Below are 8,526 nucleotides of genomic sequence, written 5' to 3'. Positions count from 1 at the left end.
CCTGCGGCGGAGCAGGCACGTCGAGTAGGCCCAGCCCAAGGAGGCGGGCGGGTGCCCGCCCGCCTCACCCCGCCGGAACCCGGGAGCAGTAGCGTCCCGCCCGCCCATCCGGTGTTCGCCGTCGCAGCGGAGGTCAGCCGCTATGTCCCATGCCCCTTCCCGCGCTCGATCCGCCCCCGACCCGCCCGTGGCCGCGCAGGGCCCGAGCGCACGCCCCGGCCGTCGGGGTCCCGCCGGCCGGGGGGTCACCCGGGGCGCGGCGCTCGTGACCGGTGCGTCCTCCGGGATCGGTGCCGCCGTGGCCTTGCGGCTGGCCGCCGAGGGGGGCTGGCGGCTCGTGCTGAACGGCCGTGACGTGTCACGGCTCGCGCGGGTCGCCGACCAGACGTCCGCCGCCGCCTTCCCCGCGGACCTCACCCGGCCCGGCGCGGACCGGCGGCTGGCCGAGTTCGCCCTCGGACGCGTCGGCCGGGTGGACCTGCTGGTGGCCGGTGCCGGCATCGGCTGGGCGGGTGATTTCACCACCATGCCCGCGTCCGCCATCGCCGAGGTGATGGAGGCCGACGCGCTGGCCACGATGCGCCTGGTACGGCACCTGCTTCCGCACATGGTCGCCGCCGGCTCCGGACGGGTGGTGATCATCGGCTCCTTCGCGGGTTCCGTCGGCGTCCGGGGAGAGGCCGTCTACTCCGCCGCCAAGGGGGCGCTCGCCACCTTCGCCGACGCCCTGCGCTACGAGGTGCAGGGCACCGGCGTGGGCATCAGCCTGGTGATCCCGGGGGTGGTGGACACCCCGTTCTTCGACCGGCGGGGCGTGCCCTACCGGCGTACCAGGCCGAGGCCGGTGCCGGCCGAGCGCGCCGCGGACGCCGTCTGGCGTGCCGTGGTCCGTGGCCGCGACGAGGTCTACGTTCCCGGCTGGCTGCGTCTGCCCGCCCGGGTGCGCGGCGCGGCGCCGGGGCTGTACCGGCGGCTGGCCGCCCGGTACGGGTGAGTGCCGGGTGAGCGTCCTCACCGTCGTACTCGCCCTGCTCACCGCGCTCTCCAACGCCTCGGCCTCCGTCCTGCAGCGGCGGGCGGCGGCGGACCAGGCCGGGGGCGGCCGGGGGATCCGGCAGGCCGTCCGCTGGCTCGTCCGGGTGCTGCGGCGACCGCACTGGCTCGCGGGTGCCGGTCTGCTCGCGCTGTCGACCGTGCTGCAGGCCTCCGCGCTGGCCGTCGGCAGCCTCTCCGTCGTCCAGCCCCTGCTGGCCAGCGAACTGCTGTTCACCCTCATGGTCGGCAGCGTGGTCTTCCACCGGCGCCCCAATCGCCGCACCTGGCTGGCGTTCGCGGCACTCGCCGCCGGCCTCGCGCTCTTCCTGGGGGCGGCGGCGCCCTCCGCCGGGCGGACCACAGCCGTGGCGGGCCGCTGGGCGGCGACGGGAGCCGCGGTGCTGTGCGCCGTGGTGGTGTTCATGGTGGCGGCCCTCCTGGTGACGGGCGCGCCGCGCGCCGTCCTGCTCGGCCTGGCGTCGGCCGTGTCGTTCGCCGCCACCGCCGCGCTCATGAAGGAGGTCGTCGGGCAGCTCGGAGACGGTGTCGTCGTGGTGCTGACGCGCTGGCCGCTCTACGCCGGGATCGGCGCCGGAACGGTCGGCTTCCTGCTGCTCCAGAGCGCGTTCCGGGCCGGCTCCCTGTCGGCTTCGCAGCCGGCTCTCACCCTGGGGGACGCACTGACCAGCGTGGCTCTGGGCTGGGTGCTGTTCGAGGAGCGGATCGCCCTCGGCGTCCGGGTGCTGCCCGAAGCGGTCGGCGTGGCGCTCATCGGGGCGGGCAGCGTCGGACTGGCCGGTGCCCTGACCGCCGGCGGAACCTGGGACGCCCCGCCCGTTCGGCGGAACGGTCCGGGCCCCGGCGCCGGGGAGCCGACGGCACAGCAGTCGTGAAGGGGGGCCGGCAGCGCCGTGGACGGGGCCCTGCGACGCCGTGGACTACGAGCCGCGGACGGCGGGCCTGAGGCGGCGCGGGACGGCGGCCGTGGGACGGGGCCGCAGACGGCCACGGAGGACAGGTCGCAGGCGGCGTGGACGAGGCCTGCCGAGCCCTCGGGCCGTGGCGCGTCCCGGAGTTCGCGGAGCGGGTCGCGGGCGGACCCGGTGGAGGTTGCGACCCGTGCCGCACGGGCGTTACCTGGAAGTAGCCCGGCGGTGAGAAGGAGAGCCCCAGGGGCCACGGCACACCCGGTGGCCCGCGCCGTCCCGTGTGCCCCGGTAGCGCCCCGACTGTCGCCGCCGTCATGCCGGCGCGCGACGCGGAGGTGACCGAGGTGAAAGCCGTCGTCTACGAGGAGCCTTTCCATGTGACGGTGCGGGAGGTCGACGATCCGCGTGTCGAGCATCCCAACGATGTGATCGTGCGCGTCACGTCGACCGCGATCGGCGGCTCGGACCTGCATATGTACGAGGGCCGCACGGTTGTCGAGCCGGGCATCGTCTTCGGCCACGAGAACCTCGGCATAGTCGAGGAGTTCGGCAGCGGTGTGGTCTCCCTGTCGCAGGGTGACCGGGTTGTGATGCCCTTCAACGTCGCCTGCGGATTCTGCAAGAACTGCCTGGCCGGCAAGACCGGTTTCTGCCTGACGGTGAACCCCGGTTTCGCGGGCGGGGCCTACGGATATGTGGCGATGGGCCCGTACAAGGGCGGTCAGGCGGAGCGGCTGCGGGTGCCCTTCGCCGACTTCAACTGCCTGAAGCTACCGCCAGGACGCGAGTTCGAGAACGATTTCGTCCTGCTTGCCGACATCTTCCCGACCGGTTACCACGGGTGTGAACTCGCCCAGGTGTCCACCGGCGACAGTGCGGCCGTCTACGGGGCCGGCCCGGTGGGGCTGATGGCCGCCTACTGCGCCCTGCTGCGCGGTGCGTCGAAGGTGTTCTGCGTCGACCGGGTGCCCGAGAGGCTCGCCAAGGCGGAGGAGATCGGGGCCGTCCCCATCGACTTCACCCAGGGCGATCCGGCCGAGCAGATCAAGGCACAGACGAACGGTGAGGGCACCGACAAGGGTGTGGACGCCGTCGGCTACCAGGCCCAGGCGCACGACACCAGCCACGAGGAACCCGCCATCGTCCTCAACGAGCTCGTCGAGACCGTACGGCCGACCGGCATGCTCGGTGTGCCGGGCCTGTACGTGCCCTCCGACCCGGGCGGACCCGACGACCACGCCAAGCACGGCCAACTGCTGGTCTCCATCGGCAAGATGTTCGAAAAGGGTCAGCAGATGGGCACCGGTCAGTGCAACGTCAAGCAGTACAACCGCCAGCTGCGCGACATGATCATCGCCGGTCGCGCCAGGCCCAGCTTCGTGGTCTCCCATGAGCTGCCGCTCGACCAGGCGCCGCAGGCGTACGAGAAGTTCGACAAGAGGGTCGAGGGCTACACCAAGGTGGTCCTGCACCCCGGCCACGCCCTCGCGGCATGAGAGCAGGCCCCTGAGCCGGACGCCGGCGCCGGGCCCGACGTCCACTCCGGCGCCGCCCGCGACCCTGTGACGCCAACCCGTCCGTCGTGAAGGGACGGTTGTTAGAGCTCCGAACGAAATGGGCGCCCGGCTCGCGGCGTCTGGCACGCACGCTCGCGGCGTTCGCACGCACCAGACGCCGCGAGCTGATCGGACTCCCATTTTGTTCGGAGCTCTTATTCCGGTAACTCTCAGGGGAGTTGAGGCCTGCGGCGGCATAATGAGGGCGTGACGTACACCGTCGAGGTGCCGTTGGAAGACGGCGAAGATGACCACCAGGTGGTCCGGGTCCAGATCCGTGAGGTGGACGAGTCGCTGGTGCGGGTGGGCCGCGGGGGACGTTCCGTGGCGCGTGCCGGTCGTTCGCTCGGGGAGATGCTGGACACTGTCCGTCCGGTGGCGGAGAGCTTTGTCGGACGCTTCCGCGGGCTGGCCCAGGCACCGGATGAGATCACGCTGGAGTTCGGAGTGTCATTGTCGGCCGAGGCGGACGTGGTGATCGCCAGCACCGCCACCGAGGCGAACTTCTCGGTCACCCTGACGTGGCGGAAGAGCGAAGCGCACCCCACGGCAGGCGGCGCCACGCAGGAAGGCTGAGGGACCGAGGACGCGGGTGAGGCGGGGGTCGACGGACGTGGCGGTGGCGGCGGGGGGCGGAAGCCCGGAGGAGGCCCTGGCCTCGGGAGTCGTACGGGTCAGGGGAATGGGCACGGAAGGCCCCGTCGGCGGCGGCGGATTCCTGGTCTCCGAGGACCTTGTCCTGACCTGCGCTCATGTCGTTTCGGATGCGTTGGGCCGCCCTCGGGAGGACGATCAGCCGCCGGGAACCGAGGTGATGGTGGACCTGCCGCTGCGTGACGGCGGCAGAGCCGTGGCCCAGGTGGAGCACTGGATACCGGTCCGCGGGGATCAGACCGGCGATGTGGCGGTGCTCCGGCTGCGGGATGCCCTCCCCGCTGCGCGTCCGCTCACCATGGTCGAAGCGGATCAGGTGTGGGGCCACGAGGTACGGGTGCCCGGCTTCCCGCATCGCTTCCCCGGCGGGGTGTGGCATGCGGGCCGTCTGCGGGGCCGGACTGCCGAACGATGGATCCAGCTGTCCCAGGCCGATGACACCAGCGTGGCCATCGAGGGCGGCTTCAGCGGAAGTCCCGCCTGGGACGAAGAGCTGCGCGCCGTGGTCGGCATGGTGGTGACAGCCCAGCTCGGCGGCGCGCGGCAGAGCTTCCTCATCCCCACCCAGACGGTGGTCCGGGAGCTTCCCGCCCTCACCGCAGTCCTCAGCCCTGGATCGCCCTTTCGGGGACTGTCCACCTTCCAGGAGGCGGACCGGGACGTCTATTTCGGCCGGGAGGAAGAGGTTGCGGCCGTCGTCGCCCTGCTGTGCGGCGAGAGCCCCAGCGTCACCGTCGTCGGCCCCTCCGGGTGCGGCAAGTCGTCGTTGGCGCTGGCCGGCGTGGTGCCCGAACTGCGGCGTATCGGTCAGGAGATCGTGGTGCTGCGCGCCGGCAAGGGAGCCTCGATCCACAGCCTCCTGGCCTCCGAACTGGCCGGGACGGCCCACGCCGAACTGCGAGGGGCCGCTCGCCTTGCGGAGGTCGAGGCGTTGGAGGTCTCGCTGCGCCAGAGGGGGTTGGCGCAGACGTTCCGCCTGGCGCTGGGGGCGTCGGCTTCGGGACTGCTCGTCGTCGTGGACCAGGCCGAGGAACTCCTCACCGGCCCGCAGCAGGCTGTCCGCGACGTCGCCGAGGTGCTCTTCCCGGTGCCGGCACCGGACGATGTGCGGGTACTGCTCACGCTCAGGGCCGACTTCATGGAGACGGCTCTGTCGGATCCGTGGATGGGCCCGGCGCTCGCGCGCGGTGCGGTGCGGCCGCTCACCGCGATGTCGCGGCGGCAGTTGGAGGAGGTCGTCACCAAACCGATCGCGTCGATGCCCGCGGTGACCTACGAGGCCGGGCTCGTGGAGCGGCTGCTGGACGACACGGGTGATGAGCCGGGTGCTCTGCCGCTGCTGGGCTTCGTCCTGGCCCGGCTGTGGCGGGAGCGGTCCGCGGGGCGGATGCGGTTTGCCACGTATGGGGAAATCGGCGGTGTGCGAGGAGCTCTCGGCCGGCACGCCGAGCGGGTCTGGCGGGATCGCGTGCGAGCCGAGGACGAGGAGGAGGCGCTCGGGCTGCTGACCTCTCTGGTCCGGCTGCTCCCCGGCGGGGAGGCCCCGCTGCGCCATGTGCTCACTCGCGACGAAGCGGGCACGGAACGCTGGCGGTTGGCCCAACTGCTCGCAGGGGAACGCCTACTCGTCACCGGCAGCGACCCCAGTGGTCGGCAGACGGTCGAACTGGCCCATGAGGCGTTGATCGGCGCATGGCCCAGACTCGCCGAACGGGTCCGGGTCAATCGGGACTTCCTGGCATGGCGGGCCGCGCTGCGCGTGGACGTAGACCGGTGGAAGCAGCACGGGCAGGCTGCGGAACAACTGCTGAGGGGTGAGCCGCTGAAGAAGGCGCAGCAGCAGCTGCAATCCCGTGCACGGGAACTGACCGCCGAGGAGCGGCAGTACATCGAGGACAGCGCCCACCGCCAGGCCGAGCAACAGGGACAAGAGCGCCGGCGGGCGCGGCAGAAGCGGTGGGCGATCACCGCCCTCGTCGGGCTGACCGTGGTGGCGCTGGTGGCCTCCGCCCTCTACGTCGCACGGAACCGGGAACTCGACGGTCAGCTGCGCCAGGCCGCCTCCGAACAGCTCGCCGCCCGCGCCGAGCAACTCGACGACGTATCCGTGGTCACCTCGGCGCTGTTGGCGAGCACCGCCTTTCACACCGCGGACGGTCCGCAGGCCCGGACGGCGCTGATCGAAGAGTTTCTGCGGCTGCGGAACGTCGACCGCATCGTCCTCGAAGGCAAGGGCATGGTCAGGGACATCGCCATGACGGAGGACGGCAGCCGGGTGCAGGCCCTGCTCGACGACGGTGAGACGCTGGACGTGAAGGTCACCCAGGGCGGAACGCGGGCCGTGCATGGCGTGGTGGGGTCCAGCCGCCTGGCCGCCCTCTCACCCGACGGCCGCATGATGGCCCGCGCCACCAGCAGAGGGCTGGTTTCCCTGGGGGTGCGGACCTCACCCGACGGCAGCACCTTCCGCGTCAAGCGGTTGCGCACGGTCGCCGACGTCAGGAAGAACGCTCGCGGTGCCACCGTGCTGGCCTTCGACGGCAGCGGCGGAAGGCTGCTGGCCGCCCTACCCCGCGAGGGCGTACGGGTCTGGGACACGAGCACCGGGCACCAGGTGGGCCGGGCGCTGCCCGCACCCGGCGGATGGGAGGTGGCACAGGCCTGGTTCGGACCCGCCGACGACCAGATTATCGGCCGCGTCGTGCCACAGGACTCGACCGGGGACGACGGCGCCCAGGGGCGTCTGGTCCGCTGGAACCTGGGCAGCGGAGTGCGGACAGCGGGCCCCTCGGGGACAAGAGCCATCGGGAAGGCGGCCGTCAGCGGGGACGGCCGCACCCTCGTCGGCTGTACATCGGACGGTGTGCTGCAGGTTTGGGACCTGACCGGCTCCGCCAAGCCGGCACACCAGTACGGGCCCCAGCAGATCAGCCAGATCTGTCCGCTGTACGCGCCCCGTCTCGACCGTACGGGCCGCTATCTGCTCAACCCCGTGTCGCGGATCGGCAGTCAACTGGCACGGCTGCAACTGCTCGTGCTCGATCTGCAGTCGGGGCACCGCAGCGTCATCGAACTGCCCGGCGCATCCGAGCTGGACCGGACCGCCACCGGCGAGGACCAGGTTCCCGCAGTGGCGCTCGCAGGAGAGCCCGGGAACCTCAAAGTCGCGCTCAGCACCGGTGGCACCGTGGTGACAGCCCGCATTCCCGTACCGACCGCCTTCGACAGCGCCATGCTCACCAGTCTGGTCAAGACCGCCGATGCCGACACCGCGCGGGTCGCCACCGTCGACCCTGACGGCAACGGGCTGCGACTGTGGGACATGCGCAGCCACCGGCAACTCGCCGGGGTACGCCCGCCCCGCCCTTTGGCCCGGCAATACGCCGCCTTCACGCCCGACGGCACACGACTGCTGACCACCAGCCAGGACGCCCGCGTCGTCCTGGAGTGGAACCTGCCCGACCTCTCCCCGGCCGGCCACATCGACGTACCGCTGCCGCCCGGCACCGACCCCGCCGCCCACAACACGCTCACCGGCCTCATGGCTGCCTCGCCCGCCCTCACCTTCACCGACGACGACCACGTGGTGATCTCAGCGGCCTCCTACGTCTCGCGTTGGAACGTGAAGACAGGACGCCAGGAAGGCGAGTCCTACCGTCCCCCCGTACAGGAACCCGTCGACATCTCCGCCGCCGCAGCCAACACGATCGGCATCGCCCGGCCCCGACACGCCCAGGCGGCCCTGTCCGTACTCGGCGACAAAGTCGTCCTCTGGGACTTCGACAGCGGCGACCAGGTCGCTGCCATCCCCGTCCCCGCCGGCACCGTCAAACAACTCGGCTTCGATCCCACCGGCCGCTACCTGGCCATCCTCACCTATGACGGCCAGGTGCTCCTGCGGGACGTGGACCACAACCGGTGGCTTCCCGACCTCGCCCACACCGGCGTGCTCTGGCTCACCGCCTTCTCGTCACCCCAGACTCTGGGTGTGCAAAGCACCAAAAACGAATACGTGGTGTGGAACGTGCCGGACCGCACCGAGCGGTACCGCTTCCCTCTGGCGAACGGGGTGACCGGAGACATCAGCCGAGACGGCCGGTTGCTCGCGGACATCGAAGGATCCGACGCGGTCCTCCTCCCCCTGGACCCGGAGCAGTGGAAGGACCGCTTGTGCCGCCTCGCCGGCCGAGACCTGACCCGACCGGAGAAAGACCTCACCCCGGCCGGCAGCCGAACAGACGGCGTCTGCGCAGCAGGTGCGCCGGATTGACCAGGGGCGATCGGGTCCGTTTCGCGACGGCGATGTCGTAACTCCGCTGCGCCGCATGCTTCGATCGCGGTGGGACCAACCA

General features: G+C 71.7%; 5 protein-coding genes. All 5 read left to right on the top strand.

Features of this window, described 5'->3' with window-relative positions:
* Positions 1–142 precede the first annotated feature (142 nt).
* On the top strand, positions 143–994 hold the full coding sequence (locus ACWD5Q_RS27195) for an SDR family NAD(P)-dependent oxidoreductase (RefSeq protein WP_451429675.1): 852 nt from the start codon (positions 143–145) through the stop codon (positions 992–994).
* 7 nt (positions 995–1,001) lie between these two features.
* A complete protein-coding gene (locus ACWD5Q_RS27190) occupies positions 1,002–1,928 on the top strand; it encodes a DMT family transporter (protein ID WP_451429674.1) in 927 nt (308 codons plus the stop codon).
* Positions 1,929–2,308: 380 nt separating this feature from the next.
* The gene (locus ACWD5Q_RS27185) at positions 2,309–3,460 is read left to right on the top strand and encodes a glutathione-independent formaldehyde dehydrogenase (RefSeq protein ID WP_451429679.1); all 1,152 of its coding nucleotides are present in this window, start codon (positions 2,309–2,311) and stop codon (positions 3,458–3,460) included.
* A 267-nt stretch (positions 3,461–3,727) separates the two neighbouring features.
* Positions 3,728–4,096, top strand: a complete 369-nt coding sequence (locus tag ACWD5Q_RS27180) for a CU044_2847 family protein (protein ID WP_451429673.1) — start codon at positions 3,728–3,730, stop codon at positions 4,094–4,096.
* A 16-nt stretch (positions 4,097–4,112) separates the two neighbouring features.
* Positions 4,113–8,444 (top strand): nSTAND1 domain-containing NTPase, encoded by a 4,332-nt coding sequence (locus tag ACWD5Q_RS27175; RefSeq protein WP_451429672.1) that lies wholly within the window; start codon positions 4,113–4,115, stop codon positions 8,442–8,444.
* The last annotated feature ends 82 nt before the right edge of the window (positions 8,445–8,526 follow it).

This window comes from Streptomyces sp. NPDC002513 (genome assembly GCF_053595355.1).
Note: the sequence above shows the minus strand (reverse complement) of the source record. Positions and strands in the feature narration are given on the sequence as shown.